Raw genomic sequence first — 18548 nt, 5'->3', positions numbered from 1 at the left:
GGCCTTAGTTAGTCAGGCTTTTTCAACCATTCTACGTAAGCTTTGCCATGTGCATCATCACCGCCAAGATGCGCGACTAATTCAGGTAAAACATTCTCTAGATCAGTATCCAGTTGCCATGGAGCATTAACGATAATTAAACCAGACCCATACATACCCGCATCACCTTCATTTTCAGTAACATGCATTGCTACATTGAGCACGCTTTTACAATCAAGGGCAGCGATTTCACTGATCATTTTTTCACTTAATCCCGCCTTTTGACCTGCACGACTAGATAAAAGTGGATACCAAATTGCAAAAATGCCAACCGACCATTTCTTAATGGCTTTAGCGAGTGTCATCACAACCTGTTGATATTCGTCAGCGACTTCGTACGATGGGTCTATTAGGACTAATCCCCTTGCAGGAATCGGTGGCAATATTGCTAATAGTCCTTCATAGCCATCTCTGTGATGTACACCAACCTTTGCTAAAGATCCAAAATCCACCAAATTATGGCGTAAATTGTCTATCTCCGTATTGTGCAACTCCATGCATACTATTCTATCCTGCTCACGAAGCATATTAGCAGCAATCAGGGGCGATCCTGGATACTGATTATTTTCAATAAAATCATGTGTAAGTTGTTGATATTCCGCTATATCTTGTTGTTCTGACTGGTATGCTTGCATAGCGGTTATGCCAGTTAAAAATTCTTTGGTTTTTTGCGCCTCTAGTCCTTGCAGTTCATACAAACCCGCACCACTGTGAGTATCAATGTAGACTGCGGGCTTAGCTTTGATTTTAAGCTTTTTGATGATCAACATCTGGGTAATATGCTTTAACACATCAGCATGATTACCTGCATGAAAACTATGACGATAACTTAACATTTGAATGGCTACTTATATAACTGAACATCAGCTAATGATACCCAAATAAGCCAGACTCACCAACGTTTAACCAAGAGGTGCCAGATAAAAATTATATGGCACCCTACAACCTAACTTAAGTCAGTCAGCATACTTATTGGGTTTTCGAGATAAGATTTCCACAAATTACTAAACTTAAGCATAGTTGCGCCGTCAATTATACGGTGATCTCCAGACCAACTTATATGCATTATATTGACCGGAATTACCTTATCATTTAGATCAAAACGAGGTAGTCGTTGAATCTTTCCGAGGGCAACAATTGCACTCTCAGGCTTATTAATTACTGGTGTCGCTGTAGTGCCACCAATCACACCCACATTGGAAATACTAATTGTACCGCCTTTTAAATCGTTACTAGAAAGTTTACCTTGCCTTGCAAGTCCTACTAATCGTTCGACTTCTTGCGCAATTTCAAACAATGAAAGGTTTTCAACTCCCTTGATATTGGGAACAAGCAAGCCTAATTTGGAATCAACAGCAATACCAATATTGTGTTGTTTGAAATAAGTAATTTCAGTGCATTGTTGGTTCACTTGGCTATTTATGATTGGGAACTGTTTTAAAGCCAAAGACAAAGATTTAATGAAAAATGGCATTAAACTTAACTTAGTGCCTTTATTCTCAAACTCCTGTTTAAGGTTGCTACGTACCTTCATTAAGTTATCCATTTCGATCTCGTCACTCACACTAAAGTGCGGAATACTGAACACAGAGTCTGTCATTTGTTTAGCCATTATCGCTTTAATTCCGCGAATGGTTTCAACCTTATTCTCGTGGCTGTCTTGTGATGCTGCATCCTCATTGGTAACAGCATTTTGTAAAGTTTGTGGTTGATTATTTTTGTTTAGATGGGCGGTTATATCATCTTTCAAAACGCGACCTTTTTTACCGCTTCCTAATACGCAGGTAATATCTAAACTATTTTCTCTAGCTAAACGCCTAACAGCGGGACTAGCTAAGGCTTTACGTTTTGCTGACGTGGTTTGGCCAACTTTAGGCGTAGTGCTTTGTGGTTCTGAAATTTTATTGCTATTTACCGATCTAGGCTGACTAGCTTGAGAACCTTCAGAAGTCACAAGAGAATACAATGGGCTATGGACTTTTGCTATCTCCCCTTGTTGATAATATAACTGACTTATGACACCGGAATATTTGGCGGGAATTTCCACAAGTGCCTTATCCGTCATCACTTCAACCACAGCTTGATCTTCTGCAACCGTATCACCTTCTTGAACAAGCCATTTTACGATTTCACATTCAACAATACCTTCACCTATGTCAGGTAAGATAAAATCAATCGCTTCAGTAGATTGTCTCTGGATCCCTTGCTCTTGTTCGCTTGAAGCATGTGCTGGTTGAATCAATTCCTCACTTTTGTGCTGTTGTTCACTGTCACTTTGTATTTTGCCTTGTCCACTCTCGGAACCGCCATCTAAAGCGAATAGTGGTTCATGGACTTTTGCTATGTCACCAGCTTTGTAATACAGCTTAGTGACTTTGCCAGAATGCATTGCTGGGATCTGCACGGTTGCCTTGTCAGTCATGACCTCAGCAACAGGCTGATCTTCCTCTATCAGATCACCTTCGTTTACCAACCATTCAAGAAGTTCACATTCTACAATTCCTTCGCCAATATCAGGCAATATAAAGTCATTCATGTTGTTCTCCTGATTAATAATTGACTGAGCGCTTAATGGCTTCGTAGGTTTTTAAATGATCTGGCATGTATTCCTTTTCGTGTGACAACGGATAAGGTGTATCTAAGCCACATACTCGAGCTATAGGTGATTCAAGATTTAAAAAACATTTATCTTGCACTGTGGCTGCAATTTCACTGGCAAAGCCGCCTGTTTGTGGAGCTTCATGGTTAATTAACAAACGTCCGGTTTTCACCACTGACTCGCACACGGTTTCTACATCCCAGGGCAATATGCTGCGTAGATCGATAATTTCACAGGAGATACCGTCATTTTCAGCCATCTCAGCTGATTTTTGCAGTATTTCCACTTGCGCGCCCCACGCAAGTAAGGTTATATCGGTGCCATTTTTGACAAGTTCTGCTTTGCCTAGCGTTAATTCGTAATCTTCCTCTGGTACCTCGCCCACAGACGCTCGATAAAGGCGTTTAGGCTCCATAAACAACACTGGATTGTCGTCTCTAATTGAGGCCAATAACAAGCCTTTAGCTTGATATGGATTGCGAGGAATCACTATTTTCATTCCAGGGATATGTGCGAAAAAAGCTTCTGGAGATTGTGAATGATAATGGCCACCAGCAATCCCACCACCGTATGGCGTTCTAATCGTTAAACTACCGCAGGTAAATTGACCGCCAGAACGATATCTAAACTTGGAGGTTTCATTTACGATTTGATCAAAAGCTGGAAAAATATAATCGGCAAATTGAATCTCTGCTATTGCAGTTGAACCTTGTGATGCTAAGCCGTTGGCGAACCCTATTATCCCTTGCTCGGTCAACGGTGTATTAAAACAGCGCTGCTTACCGAACTTTTCTTGTAAGTTGCTGGTTGCTCTAAAAACGCCTCCAAAATGACCGACGTCCTCGCCAAATACCATCGCCGTTTTATCTGCTTCCATTGCCGTTATTAATGCATTATTCACGGCTTGTAACATGTTCATTTTAGTCATTTTTCATTCTCCCTGAAGTCTTCGGATAGGCATCTGGGTACTGACGAATATGTTGTTTGAGTAGTTGCAGTTGTTCTTTTAAATGCCATGGTGGCGTGTCATAAACATCCTCAATAATATCCTCTATGCTATTAATCGGTTCTTTTTCTACTTGTTTTAAGGTTTGCAAAACTTCTTGACGAGACTCGCTAGCGAAGTCTTTGATTGCTTGTTCATCAAACCATCCTTTACTTTTCATCCACTTTTCAAACCGTAAAATAGGATCTTTTAGTTTCCATTTGGCTTCCTCTTCTTTGGAACGATATCCGGTAGGATCATCAGAAGTTGAATGGGCTGCTAGTCGATACGTCATGGCTTCAATTAATACCGGACATTTTTCTTTTAAAGCAACTTCTCTGGCTTTTTTTGTGGCGGCATAAACAGCTAAAACATCATTGCCGTCAACTCTAATCGTGCGAATACCGTAGCCTATTCCGCGAGAAGCAATACCATCTCCAGCAAATTGTTCTTCTGCTGGTGTAGAGATGGCGTAGCCATTATTCCGACATAAGAAAATAACCGGACAATTTAACACTGCGGCCATATTCAGACCTGCATGAAAATCTCCCTCAGAGGCGGCACCTTCACCAAAATAGCAAATAGTTAAGGCATCCAACCCAGCCATTTTTTGACCGTATGAATAGCCTGATGCTTGTGGAATTTGAGTTCCTAATGGAGATGATATAGTCATGAAATTTAATGTTTTATCCCCATAGTGAATAGGCATTTGACGACCTTTGTTTGGGTCTTTTTGATTACTAAACATTTGATCCATAAACTGCTTAGTCGTATATCCGCGATACGCTAATGAACCTTGTTCACGGTATTGAGACATGATCATATCTTGCGGCTCTAACGCTGCGGCACTGCCTATTGTGGCAGCTTCTTCACCTGTACAGGCCAAATAAAAGCTGATCCTGCCTTGTCGTTGTGCGGCAATCATGCGTTCATCTAGAATCCTAATATAGTGCATCGTTTTTAGGATTCTTTGTGACACTTCTTGGTTTAACTCCGCGCACTCCGCGTGGTTGTGAACCTTGCCTTCGGGCGATAATAACTGCAGCATGGGAATATCGACTAAACCGTTGGTGATCATTTCCACGTTATGGACCATCCCAATATCGGAAAGATGATTTCTGTCTTTCATCTAAAAACCTATTTTAAGAGTTAAATAAACTGTTATCAATATGTTAATTCTAGTTCACAAATTGCGGAGATGTGTTGCGAAAATGAATTGCAGAAATTGCACAAAGTACAGAAGTATTCTAATAAGCCCAATACAATTAGGATGTTTATCCTAATTGTGAATTTACCTAACCATATCTAGTTTATTTGCCTAACAAAGTAGGATTTAACCAATAAAAAGATGATTCAATCAGGGATATGACGATGCAGTTGTATGCTTGTTCAAAATTGCAGGAAGATTAAATAAAATCGGAAAAAAGGGTCTAAAAATTAGACCCTTTTAAAACTAGTGCAGTTACTCAAACTTACGCTCGCGTTTAGTTTGTATTGTTTCTATGTAGCCATGCCAAGTAGCATAACCAATTAGCGGCATTAACAATACGAATCCAACAAACCCTGTGAGAAAGCCGATTACCACCGCGACAAATATAATCATCGCCCAAACAAACATTGGACCTTTGTTTAACCAAACAGCATTTACAGTAGTTAATACCGCAGTAGCCAAATCTACTTTACGTTCCATCAATATAGGTTGTGTAAAAGCGCTGAGTAAAAATACGATGCCGGTGAAAACGGCTCCTACGCAGGTCCCCAATACTAAGAATGGTAATAACTCTTCTAAGTTATCTCCTAGGTATGAAGGGTACAGTGCGTGGATCATTGAGGCTACGCGTAACCAAAATATCATCAACACCATTAACAATATACCAAATCCCCATTCGTTAACTGCATTGCGTTTCACCGCTTTTATGGCGTGCCATAAAGTGGGCTTATGACCTTTACCAAATTCCCAACTGATATCATACAGGCCTGCTGCCAAAAAAGGCCCTATCAACATAAAACAAACCATCGCTGGCAAAATAACCAAGTGCCAACCTGTGAGTGCAACTAAATAAGTAATTAGCCAAGGAATTAGTGCAAAGAACACACCAAAGAAGACGGTTAAAATAGGTGCTCGTAACAGATCTCTAAATCCTAATGCAAGCCATTTAAATGGATCTGAAAACGCTAATTCATTACAAGGAATAACTCGTGCAATATTACTATCTGTTATTGCATTGTGAGGTTCTTCTTGGAAATGCTGTGACATACTTAACTCCAAAATTTTAAATCGATTCGGTTGGAAACACATCTATAATTCAAATTGGACATATCAATAAGTATAAGCAAGCAAGGGAAGTTTGCCATTTATCCGCTGAAATATTGTTCACCTAGATAATTTCCCAAGGTTTAAGATGTCCTCTATGAATATAGCTACAATTAACATATTTGTAACATTATTCAAATAATATTCGATTGGGAGTCGAAATGCTTAGCGATTAAAATCGGCAGGACGCCAACTCAGTGAGGAATTAAAATAACCAAAAAGTGCATTGTTGAGATCAGAAAAACTGGTGATTAATTCTTCTGAATTAGAAACACACCTCCAAACAAAACGATGGCAATTATTTTTGATCAAATCGTAGTCGCTATAATTGTACAATTTCGAAACGGCAGTTTTTGCGGCATGTGGTGAGATTAGCGCCTCTCCTAAATCGTTACAAACCACATAAATACATTCACCACTTCTTTTAGTTAAGAAACGTTGCGGTGAGATACCGCGTATTAAGCCATTCCCTTTTAATTCAATAATATTGCCATCAACCCAAATTCCGGTATGTTCAAACACACCAAATATCCCACAACACACAATAGCGCCGTCTTGAAGGTGAACGAAGGATTGCTCTTCTCCAGGGTAATGTTTCACGTACTGGCGTTTAATTTTATTTGCTCGATGAACTTTGTCACCAGCGTACAGAGCTGCTATTCCAGCCCCTAACCAAATTAATGGAACAGGCATAATGGTGTATTCCTATAATGAACTGCAATTTCAGAGTGCTAGATCTTAAAAAATAAGACAACAATTAGTTTGTAAACAGATGTTATGCAAAAAACATGAGTCTTATATAAAAAAAATTATTAAATCCCTCTTAACACCAACCCCCAGGCTGTATTATTCTGTGTTATCAAATCAAGGTATGGGCATTCATGAAAATAATTAATAAATCCAACAAATTAGAGGGTGTGTGTTACGACATTCGAGGACCGATCCTGGATGCCGCTAAAAAAATGGAAGACGAGGGGCATAGGATCCTCAAACTTAATATAGGTAACCCTGCCCCATTTGGATTTGCAGCCCCAGAAGATATTCTAAAAGACGTTATTCATAATTTGCCTACCGCGCAAGGGTATTCTGACGCCAGTGGCATATACGCAGCTCGTGTAGCCGTGATGCAGTATTACCAGCAAAAGAACATTAAAAATATCTCGGTTGATGACGTCTTCATTGGAAATGGCGTCAGCGAATTAATCGTAATGGCAATGCAAGCTTTGTTGAACAATGGTGATGAAGTGCTGATTCCAAGCCCAGATTATCCATTGTGGACCGCGGCTGTTAGTTTATCCTCTGGTACCCCAGTACATTATAAATGTGATGAACAAGCCGGTTGGTTTCCAGATATTGACGATATTCGCAGTAAGGTCACCGCCAATACCAAAGCAATTGTGCTTATTAATCCAAATAACCCTACAGGTGCGGTATATAGCAAGGCGGTATTGCAGGACATCATTGAATTGGCAAGAGAATTTAATTTGGTTGTTTTCAGTGATGAGATATATGACAAAATCTTATACGACGACGCCGAACATAATTGTATTGCTGCAATGGCTGACGATTTGTTTTTTATTACGTTAAGTGGTCTTTCGAAAAATTATCGAATTGCTGGTTTTAGAGCCGGTTGGTTGCTGGTTAGCGGAAATAAATTGATCGCTAAAAACTATATTGATGGAATTAACATGCTCGCTTCAATGCGAATGTGTGCCAATGTCCCCTGTCAGTATGCGATTCAAACTGCACTTGGTGGATACCAAAGTATTAATGATTTAATTGTTGATGGCGGTCGCTTAAAAATACAGCGAGATATTGCCACTAAAATGTTAAATGACATTGATGGTATCAGTTGCGTAGTACCAAAAGGTGCAATGTACTGTTTCGCCAAAGTTGATGCCGAAAAATTTAATATTACCAACGATGAACAAATGATCTTGGATCTATTAACCAAAGAAAAGATCCTGTTAGTACACGGAAAAGCATTCAACTTTAAAGATGGTTGCTACTTTAGGTTGGTTTTTCTACCCCATAAAGATGAACTGGAAACGGCCATTAATCGTATTGGTAATTTCTTCTCTTACTACAAGCAAGTGTAATTATGCACAACTTCAAATGAGAGTGTAATTATCTACACTCTCATTTTTAAACACTTACATTAATAATGTAGTTTGCAATACAAATAGCAGAAAAGTTCAACACTTCGATGTATCATTTACCCTAACTGCTAATTGTTTTCGTAAATAGGTGGTTCTAAGCCTATTCCTTCATCAAAAACTCATTTATTACTTGGTAAAATCAAAGGTCGTTATTATGAACCAAAGTACATTTATGGCATGGATAATTAGAATGCCATTACTAGAGCGTTGGGCGTTAATGCATTGCTTTCAATCAGAAAATGTATCTGAGCACTGTCATCAAGTGGCCGTGATTGCGCATTTGTTAACAGTAATTAAAAATAAGCGCTTTAATGGCAAGTTAAATCCAGAAAGAGCCGCTACTTTAGCCTTGTATCACGAAGTTTCAGAAACCAAGCTGCAAGATATCAACACCAATACAAAGTACCATAACCCTGAATTCACTAAAGCATTTAAAATGCTCGAAGACCTAGCTGAAAAAGAATGTTTGTCAACGCTACCTGAAGATTTACGCAGCGAAATGGAACCTTTGTTAGTGCAGTCTGAAGTTGATCCTGAATATAAAGCCATTGTAAAAGCGGCTGATATTTTACAAGCCTATGTGAAAACTATGAATGAGCTACGTTTTCATAACGATGAATTTTTACACGTTAAAGACAAACTAGATAAAACCATACAAGAACTTATCGTTACCATGCCTGAAGTTGAATGTTTTGTAGAAATTTTTTTGGACAGTTGCACTACAACCCTAGATAAGTTGTCTGAAACCCAGCTATAAACAACGCTTCGCTCACAAAATTTAATCTTTAAGTGGCTTAATTCACAGTTTATTGAGTCACTCAAAAGATACGTTCTCCCCATCCGTTGCGCTTAGCTCAAAGAAATAACGTCTTTGACTATTATTTTGTTAGCCTACTTCTGAGCCCTAACTACACCTTAGCTAATGTCAAAAAGAGTCAATTTTTGCGTTGTACTGTGGAACAGGAATTTTTCCTATATGAAGTTCATTTAGCGATGTATAGCATATGTTTTTTGTTAAATAAAAGTGAATAAAAAGCATGACTCTGAAACCAACGCTAATCAGTACGGCGATACTGTCATCGTTATTACTGGCCTCATACCCCACTCAAGCTGTAGATAACATTGCGGACATTGAAAAGCTAACGGTTAATGGTATTTTGCCATCAAGGCTTGAAGCTGTTGCCGGCTCTTTTGATATTCTTGGAGAGGACTATTTACAGGCTCGTCGTCCAATTTCGGTAAATGAGCAGTTAAGAGCACTGCCAGGCATAATGGTTGTCGCAGATGGCAGTATGAGTTTTGATTTAAATATCGGTATCCGAGGACAAAACCCACGGCGCAGTGCGAAAGCGATGGTGATGGAAGATGGTATGCCTCTTCAGTTAGCTCCCTACACGGATCCGGTGAATCACTATGCTACGCCTTCAACATCGGTTACTCGAGTAGAAGTTGTAAAAGGTGCTGGTCAGATTTTATATGGACCTCAAACATTAGCCGGAGCAGTCAATTTTGTGACCAAAGCGGTGCCAAGAAATGGTGAAATTCAAGGTAGCTTTACATCTCGTTTCGGTAATCAAAATTTCCAAGGTTTACATGGAAGTGTTGGTTATGGAAACGACAAAGGTGGCCTTATGTTTGAACTGGCACAAACTAAAGGTGATGGTATTTTTTACAACAGTGACTACGACATCAAAGACTATCGATTTAAGGGCGAATACAACATTACCGATAAGCAAAAAATAGGGCTCAAGGTAGTTCACACAAAAGATCGTCGGAATCAAACGGAAAACTATCTCACTCGCGATGAATATGCAAACGACCCTTACGATCACCCTACGGCGGAGCTAGACAAATGGCAACAAGACCGTGACATTGTACAACTCACCCATACATTTGAGGTTAATAACAAGCTCACCTTGAGCTCTCAGGCTTACTACAGCGATATTTTTCGTAATGGTCTACGGGGTTCGAATAGCGGCAGAGAGGTTGACGGAGTTTGGGAGTCTCGGCTACGTAATTGTGATGCTATAGGTGATACCAACGGCGACGGTAATATAACGGTTTCCGATATTACTAACTCTGATATTAATTTATGCGGCGGTCGTCATGCTCCCCGTCAGTATTTTACTTGGGGCGCAGAAAGTCGCGCTGACTTTGCACATAACCTATTCAACCTTGAAAATGATGTGATTGTTGGGGTACGTTTTCATAAGGAAGAAATACATCGTCAACAAGTATATGCAACCACAACTGCACAGCGCTTGGATTACCAATTAGCCTTAGTCGAAGGCGACGATCTCGAAGGGGAGCGTTTCGACGGATACGCAGTGTCTTATTATGCGCAAAATACCACCTATATCGATAATTGGTCTGTTACAGCTGGTTTTCGCTTTGAAGATGTAAGAACCAGAGACAGTGACGATTTCTCCACTAATAGCGTATCTGACGATTATACTAAGTTCCTGCCAAGCTTAAGTATCGCTTGGAATGGCATAAATAACACAACCGTTTTTGCAGGCGTTCACAAAGGCATATCACCAGCTCGAGCAGATCGCGATCTTGATGCTTCTGGAGCACGCGCCGTACCAGAAGAAAGTACCTTATATGAAGTCGGTATGAGGTCGAATTACGCAAAAGGGGTGATGTTTTCTGGCGCAATCTTCCATAACGATATTGAAAATACTATCGTTGATAATGGCGCAACATTTGATAACAGTGGCGAAAGCGAACAGCAAGGTATTGAACTAGCTGGTCGGATTAACTTTGCTGACATTTATGGGCAAACAAATAATGTCTATTTGTCTGGCGCTTATACTAATTTATGGACAGCTAAATACATCAAGGCTTCTGACCCAGATAATGATGGCAATCGAATGCAGTATGCTCCTAAGCAATTGATCAATCTTGATTTTGGTTATGAACATGCCAGTGGCATTGATGCAAGGATTGGCGTTCAGTATGTGGGAGAGCAATTTGTAGATGATGAAAACACCCAAGAAGAAAGTGCCAATGGCATTGAGGGGACAATATCAAGCTACACAATTTGGAATGCAACCGTGAACTACTATATTCCAGATACCCAAGTAACGTTATTTGCTAGCATCGAAAATGTGTTTGATAAAACTTATTTAGTCAGCCGAAATGAGGGCAAGTTAGCAGGTCGTGAACGTTTGTTCTTTGGAGGTATTACCTTTAATTTTTAAGCGGTTTAATTGCTACTCGAAGCAAACTCAAAAGGATGAACAAGTGCGGTTTACCACTCAGTACTTGTTCATCTTTAAATTTTTTAAAAAGAAGCACAAACATCCAATAATCAGCACACCGATAAATCCCTAAGACTCCTACACTTTATTGGCTACCTATAAACCTCATACTGGCCTCGATTATAAGAAAGCTAAGTATTGCAATAGCTAAAATAAATCTCCCTTTAACAACTCAAAACCAATCTTACCCCACTTTTCCCCCTTAGTTCCAAAGTATGAGAAATTTGAACCCAAGGAACAATGCCTATGGTGCCTGAGATGAGTATGATCAAAAGTACAGAATCAAGAAACGGATATTGGAATTCTACAAAATGAGCATGCGCGCTCTTATCAACTTTAGAATTATTGCCTCAGTCATAGTGATTTTAATTTTCAGTATTATTATTGCGGTATGGCAAGCTAGAGTCTCTGTTGAAAAAGAAGTTCGCTCATCCATTAACCTAGCCGTCCAAATGATTGAATTTGGGTTTGACCATCTGTCTACCGGAAGCGAACAAAAGCATGCTTGGTTTGAGAAAATTGCCACTATGCAGCCAGCCAGGCACCTGAATATATCCATTGAAAACACCAAACGCTCAACCGTCAAGGGTGAAAGCCATTATCAAAATCCAGAAGAAAATGCGGCTCCACGCTGGTTTATTAAGTCTGTAATGGCGGATTTTCTAACTCATAATTACGATATGGAAATTGCAGATGGATCAGTAGAAACGATTTTCATTACCGCTGATCCTATGGATGAAATTAACGAAGCCTGGGGAGAAACGAAAGTATTTTTCGGCTCAATAGCACTGATGCTATCGGTAATATTCTTCACCGTAAACCTCGTTTTTAACTCAATGCTAAAAGCCGTTAAAGCGATTCTATCTGGCTTACGTCAAGTTGAAACTGGCCATTTTGATTTGCAATTACCGCATTTTAAAATTAGTGAATTTAATACCATTGCAATGGAAATTAACGGTATGAGTCGGGCGTTAAAAAACGCACAAACAAATAATCAAGCGTTAGCCCTGCACAGCATGAAGATTCAGGAAACTGAACGACAAAATATGTCTCGCGAATTACATGATGAAATGGGCCAATCTTTAACAGCAATCAAAGCGATGGCCGTAACATGCCAACAACCGAAAACCGATGTAAAGGCGATTACCGATTCTATTATTAAAATTTGTGACCATTTATCTGTTGTTGTTCGCTCAATGATGAAAACGCTTCACCCTCTTAGTTTGTCAGAGCTTGGTTTAGGCGCAACCTTGTCGGAATTGGTCACCGAATGGCAGCGACGAAATGAAACATTATGCTTTGATCTTGAATACGACCCGTCATTGGAAAGCTTAAGTGATGAAATTGCGATCCATGTTTATCGAATAGTCCAAGAATGTCTAACTAACGTTGTGCGTCATGCAAACGCGTCAAAAGTAGAGGTTCTTATCAACAAAGACGCTGATCAGGTAAAAATTACAGTAACGGATGATGGTCAAGGTAAACAATTCAATCCAGCCGGGTTTGGTTTATTAGGTATGCGCGAACGGGCTGAAAACCTAGGTGGCCAATTCCATATTGAGTCCATCGAAAACTATGGTGTAAAAGTCACAGTGGAACTGCCTTATTGGGAAGACAAGTAATGCAAACAAATAAATTGAAGGTCTTGTTAGTAGATGATCATATGGTCGTGAGGGCTGGATTTAGAATGTTACTCGCCTCGCAAGATTTTATCGGTGATATTGTTGATATTGAACGTGGTGAATTAGCAACCAAAGAATATCGGCGTTTTAAACCTGATGTGGTTGTTATGGATTTATCGATGCCTGGAATTGGTGGTCTTGAAACCATACGTCGGTTATGCAAATGTTATCACGGTGCGCTCATTTTAGTGTACAGCATTCATGATGAGAAGATTTATGTAGAGCGCGCATTAGATGCAGGAGCAAAAGGTTACGTCACTAAAAACAGTGCTGCAGAAGTCTTAGCTGAAGCGGTTGCGGTTATTGCAAGTGGTAAGGAATATATAGAAAAAGGCTTGTTACCCAACAATACTGAAATACGCTTCAATGGACCGAAAAAGACCAAACATAAACTTAATCTCCTTTCGCCAAGAGAATTTGATGTTTTCAGGCTGTTATCTAAAGGTTTAAACGCTCACAACGTTGCCAATGAGCTTAGTCTGAGTTACAAAACAATTTGTAACTACAATACACAAATTAAAAACAAACTGAATGCTAGCACATCAGCAGAACTGGCGAATATCGCCATGGTTCATAATATTATTTAAATCCAACGAAATGAGAAAATGAGCTTAAATACTTCGCTATCAATATGCTGGTTAACGACTAGGTATTAAGCAATCGCCAAGTTGAAATGCAACTATGTTAAAAATAAACAGCTTATACGGTTGTTTTTCATCCGTTTTATATCCATAACAACCTCTGTAAATACAGAATAATTCTGCCCTGCCCTATAACTAACAGGCAAGTGACTTTGTAGTATAAATAGGTTAATTTAATCTTATAACCTGTGTACAAAAGGCTGAAGGGTTGCGGATGACATTCAACAGGGTAAATCAATAAAACCATGAGTTTGAGTAACAAAAATGAAAACTCGATGTATCAAAACGGATTAAATAAGTAGGATATTTTAGATGTGGACCCAAAGAAGAGAATCAAATCAATCTATTCGCACAGGCGATCATCGAAATCCCTATCAACGAGACAAAGCGAGAATATTACATTCTGCTGCATTTAGACGTTTACAGGCTAAAACCCAAGTTTTAGGTGTGGGCATGAGTGATTTTTATCGAACGCGATTAACTCACTCGCTAGAAGCATCACAAATTGGTCAGGGCATAACAGCACAACTCCGCAATAAATACCCAGAACTTACCCAGCAACTTGATGTAAATGAACAGCTAATCGAAGCACTCTGTTTGGCCCATGACATTGGACACCCACCCTTTGGGCATGGTGGCGAAGTGGCGTTACATTATAAAATGTACAAACATGGTGGTTTTGAAGGCAATGGGCAAACCTTTAGAATTGTCGGAAAATTAGAACCATACACATTAGAACATGGCATGAATCTGAGTCGTCGCACTATGTTAGGTTTAGTTAAGTATCCCAACTTTATCGATAATCTTACCAATCAGCGGATCGAAACAGATCAAGTGCCTCATCGCCAAGTTAAAGCCGATCTATGGCATCCACCCAAGGGTTTATACACTTGTGATACGGAAATGTTTAATTGGCTGTTAGAGCCATTGTCTGAGAACGATAAAAATAAATTTGTAGCCTTTAATCAGTTTGACGATAAACACAGTAAAACACGCTTCAAAACATTTGATTGTTCCATAATGGAATTGGCTGATGATATCGCCTACGGTATTCACGATCTTGAAGATGCTATTGTCATGGGAATCATTCACCGTGAGCAATTCCAACAAGAAGTTACTGCAAAAATTAAAGATTTAACGGATTTCGTTTTATCTGAAAATATAGATTCAATCACTAACAAACTATTTAGTGAATATCACCATCAACGTAAAGACGCCATTGGTGCGTTAGTAAACGCGTTTATCACCTCCATCGAGATCGTTCCCAAAACAGAACACTTTGATGAACCCCTATTAGCGTATGACGCGGCGTTCCCTATCTCTTGTCATAAGGCGTTAGGATTGTTCAAGACATTTGTATTTAACCGCGTTATTCGTAAGCCGGATATTCAATTAATTGAATATAAAGGACAACAGATTGTGATGGAACTGTTTGAGGCCATTCAGTCCGATCCAGCTCGGCTATTACCAGAGAACACAAGAGTTCGATGGCGAGCAGCAGAGTTAGAAAATAATGGAAACCGGGTTATTGCAGATTACATATCTGGCATGACCGATGGTTTTGCATCTAAACTCTACAGCACTTTGTTTTTACCCAAGTCTGGCAGCATTAACGATCAATTTAGCGGTTAAACAATTGTCTTTTTATTAAAAACATTGCAACTTTTTATCCAATTCTTCTTTCTATACGTATAAGCGAAGCGTAGTTTGAATATATTGGATGGTTAATGTTAATAAAAATTCCCAAAAATAGTGATGAATCTGAAAGTCAGGTAACACCCAAAGCAATTTATCAGCAGCGCAGAAGCATGTTGAAGGCAATGGGATTTTTAGGCACAAGTGCCCTACTTGCTAGCCAACCCGCCCGCGCATTAGGTTGGTTTTCTAATGATCAAGAAGGATTCGAAACCAAGCCCTTGTCATTTACTAAATCGACTCAGTTTAGTACTTCAGAAACACTGACACCATTGGACAAAGTTACCTCTCATAATAATTTTTATGAATTTGGAACCGCTAAATCGGATCCAAAAGAAAATGCCCAAAAATTCAAAGTTGAACCTTGGACGTTAAGCGTAGATGGCTTGGTCGAAAAGCCAATCACCCTAGATTACGATGCTCTGACTAAACTATTTCCACTGGAAGAGCGAATTTACCGCCTTAGGTGCGTTGAAGCTTGGTCAATGGTCATACCGTGGATAGGTTTTCCTTTAGCTAGTTTGATCAAGCTTGCTAATCCCCTTAGTTCTGCTAAATATGTCGCCTTTGAAACCTTAGATGATCCTAAACAAATGCCTGGTCAAAAAAGTCGCTTTATTGGCGGCGGAATTGATTATCCTTATGTTGAAGGTTTACGAATGGACGAAGCATTACATCCATTAGCGTTATTATCGGTTGGGCTATACGGTGAAACCTTACCACCACAAAATGGTGCACCAATTAGACTCGTAGTGCCATGGAAATACGGCTTTAAAAGTATCAAATCTATCGTACGAATCAAGTTGACCGACAAGCAACCGCCAACCACATGGCAAAAGCTAGCGGCCAACGAATACGGGTTTTATGCGAATGTGAATCCAGCCGTTTCTCATCCCCGTTGGAGTCAGGCAAGTGAGCGAAGAATTACTAGTGGTGGTTTATTTAATCAAACCCGTACGCCAACTTTACCATTCAATGGCTATGACGAAGTTAGCCACCTGTATAAAGGTATGGATCTAAGACAGTTCTTTTAAGTGATGTTTAAGTGAAATTAAAATTAACCAATAGACGTATATTTTGGCTAAAAGTGGTAATTCACCTGGCTGCATTAGTGCCTTTAATTTGGGTCTTTTATCAAGGCTTTATTGATCAGCTTGGCGGAGATCCAGTTAAAGAGCTTCTGCATTTTACCGGTATTAGCGCCTTTAATTTGCTGCTGATTTCACTTCTTGTGTCACCCTTAGCAAAACGATTCAGGATAGCTGCATTAATTAGAGTGCGCAGGTTGATCGGGCTTTATGCATTTGTGTATGCCTTAACGCATTTCCTGAGTTATATACTTTTTGAACTACAACTAGCTTGGCAACTTGTTATTTCGGAAATTATAAAACGCCCCTACATAACAGTTGGGTTTATTGCTTTTGTTATTTTGTTATTACTCACAATGACCTCCACTACATGGGCCCAGCGTAAGTTAGGTAAAACATGGCAAACCCTTCACAATTTTGTGTATATCGCAGCAATTTTAATCGCATTCCATTACATTTGGTCGGTCAAGTCAGACATCCTTCAGCCTTTAATTTACTGGGCTTTATTGTTGCTTCTGTTGTTTTTCCGGAAACAAAAATTTATTCAATTGATTAAAAAATGTAAAAAAACACTTGCATGAACATATATACAGTACTACTGTATATAAAACCACTGTAAATTAATACACTATTGAGGTAGTTCATGGCACAGGTAGATTTAACACAACAACAATGTTTACCCAGCAATAATCAATTGCATTATCAAAACTATATGGCTCATTATGGTCTTAACGAGCTATCTGATGCTAAGTGGATGTATTTAATTTCTGACCGCGTTAGCTTTTCAGGTAAATTTGATAAGGCCATTCGATTAAACAAACCAGCACAAGATACTTTGTTCAATTGGCTAGAGAAAATTGTACTTGCTGGTCAATGTTCAGTTTTATTTGTAGAAAATCTGCCAGTTGATGATATTCGTACAGCTAAAATTAAATCCCTTTGCGAGCAAAACTTTATAACCTTGATTAATTTAACCTTAGACTCCAAGCTACCAGATAATTTAATAATTGGTCCTTGGCATTAATGTTTGTGGCGCACTGAGCTTGCGTCAAGCATTAAAAGTTGAGGGATAATACTAAGAGACTCATTTGCTTACCCAAATACTCACAGTGTTGTTTTTCGTAAGCTATTGTTTGTTACTCAATACTAGATTAGATTTAAGATGTACCTGAATATCATAGAGTTGTTTAAGCTGTGCTGAATAGTAATCATGAATGTCCCTGTTGTAGTGGCGAGTGTTTTGAAAATTGTTGTAGACCTTTTATTTCAAAAACAAAATACCCTGATACTGCTGAACAATTAATGCGTTCACGGTATAGCGCATATGCCAAAAAGAATTACCAATATATTTTAGATACATACGCTAAAGCCTCCCGCCAAAACCTATCTATTAAAGATCTCCAGCAAAGTGACAATGAGACACAGTGGCTGTCCCTTAAGATTGTTAATTGCCCAAGTGAAAACATTGTAGAATTTAAAGCTTATTCTCGTTCGGACAAGACATTTTTTTTACTTCATGAAGTATCTAACTTTATGTTAGAAAATGAACACTGGGTCTATGTTGACGGAGAAATAAAAGACGACACAGGTCAAGTCCAGCTAAATCGAAATGATCAGTGTCTATGTGGAAGCGGAAAAAAGTATAAAAAATGTTGCATGGGGTAACCCAGTGAATTACTCGCTAACATCATTTAGTCATTAGAATCATTGTCTAACAGTTTCAATTTGAGACTAACTAACAGACAGCCATTAAAGTAATTCTAAAGTCACGCTAAAAATTTCTTTATTTTTATAAAAAATTGCATCTATCGATGCTCAAAATTGCAATGCCACTTTAGTTCTCGTTACATTTACTCTTGTATTATTCCTTTGATTTTATTGATCAAAAATCAAGATTTGTCAAATTTTGAGAAAAATACAGATAAAAATCGCTCTGATTTGACGTTTAGTGCAATAAGTATTTGCAGTTAGATTTTAACAGTCTAAGATCATAAGCGACCACTGCCACAATAATAATAATTTGAGCCTCAAAATAGAGAATAGATATCAAAAATACAGCGCAGGGTTATTTCATATTAAACAT

Annotated in this window: 16 protein-coding genes; 10 read left to right on the top strand and 6 right to left on the bottom strand. The window is 39.0% G+C overall.

Annotated elements, in window-relative coordinates; all coding sequences use genetic code 11:
- Positions 1-8: 8 nt before the first annotated feature.
- The 6 genes from ABWV72_RS02855 to ABWV72_RS02830 form a co-directional block, all read right to left on the bottom strand.
- Positions 9-875 (bottom strand): 23S rRNA (adenine(2030)-N(6))-methyltransferase RlmJ, encoded by an 867-nt coding sequence (locus ABWV72_RS02855; protein ID WP_353368594.1) that lies wholly within the window; start codon positions 873-875, stop codon positions 9-11.
- 110 nt (positions 876-985) lie between these two features.
- A complete protein-coding gene (locus ABWV72_RS02850) occupies positions 986-2575 on the bottom strand; it encodes a dihydrolipoyllysine-residue acetyltransferase (protein ID WP_353368592.1) in 1590 nt (529 codons plus the stop codon).
- Between the two features lie 13 nt (positions 2576-2588).
- Positions 2589-3566: an alpha-ketoacid dehydrogenase subunit beta gene (locus ABWV72_RS02845; RefSeq protein WP_216046571.1), complete on the bottom strand. Its 978-nt coding sequence runs from the start codon at positions 3564-3566 to the stop codon at positions 2589-2591.
- The gene (locus ABWV72_RS02840; RefSeq protein WP_353368590.1) at positions 3559-4752 is read right to left on the bottom strand and encodes a thiamine pyrophosphate-dependent dehydrogenase E1 component subunit alpha; all 1194 of its coding nucleotides are present in this window, start codon (positions 4750-4752) and stop codon (positions 3559-3561) included. Before ABWV72_RS02840 ends, ABWV72_RS02845 begins: the two co-directional genes overlap by 8 nt.
- Before the next feature lie 333 nt (positions 4753-5085).
- A complete protein-coding gene (locus ABWV72_RS02835; protein WP_342808179.1) occupies positions 5086-5880 on the bottom strand; it encodes a DUF2189 domain-containing protein in 795 nt (264 codons plus the stop codon).
- 222 nt (positions 5881-6102) lie between these two features.
- On the bottom strand, positions 6103-6630 hold the full coding sequence (locus ABWV72_RS02830) for a C40 family peptidase (RefSeq protein WP_216046568.1): 528 nt from the start codon (positions 6628-6630) through the stop codon (positions 6103-6105).
- A 188-nt stretch (positions 6631-6818) separates the two neighbouring features.
- Between ABWV72_RS02830 and ABWV72_RS02825 the strand changes: the two genes are divergently transcribed.
- The 10 genes from ABWV72_RS02825 to ABWV72_RS02780 all read left to right on the top strand — a co-directional run bounded on the left by ABWV72_RS02825 (position 6819) and on the right by ABWV72_RS02780 (position 18130).
- On the top strand, positions 6819-8036 hold the full coding sequence (locus tag ABWV72_RS02825; protein WP_216046567.1) for a pyridoxal phosphate-dependent aminotransferase: 1218 nt from the start codon (positions 6819-6821) through the stop codon (positions 8034-8036).
- Between the two features lie 214 nt (positions 8037-8250).
- Complete coding sequence (gene yfbR, locus ABWV72_RS02820) at positions 8251-8853, top strand: 5'-deoxynucleotidase (RefSeq protein ID WP_303499903.1); 603 nt, start codon at positions 8251-8253, stop codon at positions 8851-8853.
- Positions 8854-9133: 280 nt separating this feature from the next.
- The gene (locus tag ABWV72_RS02815; protein WP_353368587.1) at positions 9134-11299 is read left to right on the top strand and encodes a TonB-dependent receptor family protein; all 2166 of its coding nucleotides are present in this window, start codon (positions 9134-9136) and stop codon (positions 11297-11299) included.
- A gap of 371 nt (positions 11300-11670) precedes the next feature.
- Positions 11671-12981: an ATP-binding protein gene (locus ABWV72_RS02810; RefSeq protein ID WP_353368585.1), complete on the top strand. Its 1311-nt coding sequence runs from the start codon at positions 11671-11673 to the stop codon at positions 12979-12981.
- Complete coding sequence (locus ABWV72_RS02805) at positions 12981-13628, top strand: response regulator transcription factor (RefSeq protein WP_216046563.1); 648 nt, start codon at positions 12981-12983, stop codon at positions 13626-13628. Before ABWV72_RS02810 ends, ABWV72_RS02805 begins: the two co-directional genes overlap by 1 nt.
- 366 nt (positions 13629-13994) lie before the next feature.
- Positions 13995-15314 (top strand): anti-phage deoxyguanosine triphosphatase, encoded by a 1320-nt coding sequence (locus tag ABWV72_RS02800; protein ID WP_303499899.1) that lies wholly within the window; start codon positions 13995-13997, stop codon positions 15312-15314.
- A 95-nt stretch (positions 15315-15409) separates the two neighbouring features.
- Positions 15410-16411 (top strand): protein-methionine-sulfoxide reductase catalytic subunit MsrP, encoded by a 1002-nt coding sequence (msrP, locus tag ABWV72_RS02795; protein ID WP_353368582.1) that lies wholly within the window; start codon positions 15410-15412, stop codon positions 16409-16411.
- 11 nt (positions 16412-16422) lie between these two features.
- On the top strand, positions 16423-17046 hold the full coding sequence (gene msrQ / locus ABWV72_RS02790; protein WP_353368580.1) for a protein-methionine-sulfoxide reductase heme-binding subunit MsrQ: 624 nt from the start codon (positions 16423-16425) through the stop codon (positions 17044-17046).
- 62 nt (positions 17047-17108) lie between these two features.
- Positions 17109-17489 carry a hypothetical protein gene (locus ABWV72_RS02785; protein ID WP_216046559.1) on the top strand — a complete coding sequence of 127 codons (381 nt, stop codon included), beginning with the start codon at positions 17109-17111 and terminating at the stop codon, positions 17487-17489.
- A 170-nt stretch (positions 17490-17659) separates the two neighbouring features.
- Positions 17660-18130, top strand: a complete 471-nt coding sequence (locus ABWV72_RS02780; protein ID WP_353368578.1) for a YchJ family protein — start codon at positions 17660-17662, stop codon at positions 18128-18130.
- Positions 18131-18548: the final 418 nt, after the last annotated feature.

This window comes from Aliiglaciecola sp. NS0011-25 (assembly GCF_040370605.1).
GTDB lineage: Bacteria > Pseudomonadota > Gammaproteobacteria > Enterobacterales > Alteromonadaceae > Aliiglaciecola > Aliiglaciecola lipolytica_A.
The sequence above is the reverse complement of the archived record's forward strand: the minus strand, read 5'-3'. Positions and strand labels throughout refer to the sequence as shown.